The following is a 639-nucleotide window of genomic DNA, read 5'->3' on the forward strand; positions in this document are numbered from 1 at the left end:
CTGGTAAGAGTTGGACTTTTAATAGACAAGATAGTGCGATGGAACGGTCAGTATTAAAATTTCCTTCCGAAAGTGGTGGCGGCTTTGAAAGATACCATCCTACTCAAAAACCTGTTAAACTTATTGAACACTTAATAAATATACACTCCAATAAAGAAGATATTATATTAGATCCTTTTATGGGAAGCGGAACTACAGGAGTGGCTTCGATGAATACTGATCGTAATTTTATAGGTTTTGATATAGATGAGAAGTATGTTTCTATAGCCAATAAAAGAACGAAGTTTAAGCAACAAAAATTGTTTTAAAAAAATGACTTAGAATGAAATCTAAGTCATTTTTTTCATTATTTTTTCTAACCATTTTGGACTATTATCGCTAAGATTTATTTGACCGAGATTATTCACATTTAATAACACATTTTTATGAGGTAATTCGTCCTGGTTATTAGATGAATATAAAGTAACCCATTTTGAAAATTGATAATCAGGGTAATATTTCTTCAAGAAATCCTCTTCAAAAGTTGGATAATTTTCTAACTCTTCTATACCTTTTTTCCAATTTTCATATGTTTTGCCCTCTACTAATAAAAGCTCTTTTTCTTTGTGATTAGCTATCACTACATCAGGTATATAATAT

2 protein-coding genes are annotated in these 639 nt (G+C 29.7%); one reads left to right on the plus strand and one right to left on the minus strand.

What is annotated here, in order from left to right; translation table 11 throughout:
- On the plus strand, positions 1–308 hold a 308-nt coding region (locus tag ACF91D_RS31270), incomplete at its 5' end, for a DNA-methyltransferase (RefSeq protein WP_392438626.1).
- Positions 309–329: 21 nt separating this feature from the next.
- On the opposite strand, the gene ACF91D_RS31275 is transcribed toward ACF91D_RS31270, so the two are convergent.
- On the minus strand, positions 330–639 hold a 310-nt coding region (locus ACF91D_RS31275; protein WP_392438627.1), incomplete at its 5' end, for a hypothetical protein.

Source organism: Staphylococcus sp. 231237_7MaSpsaltlick, from assembly GCF_043107035.1.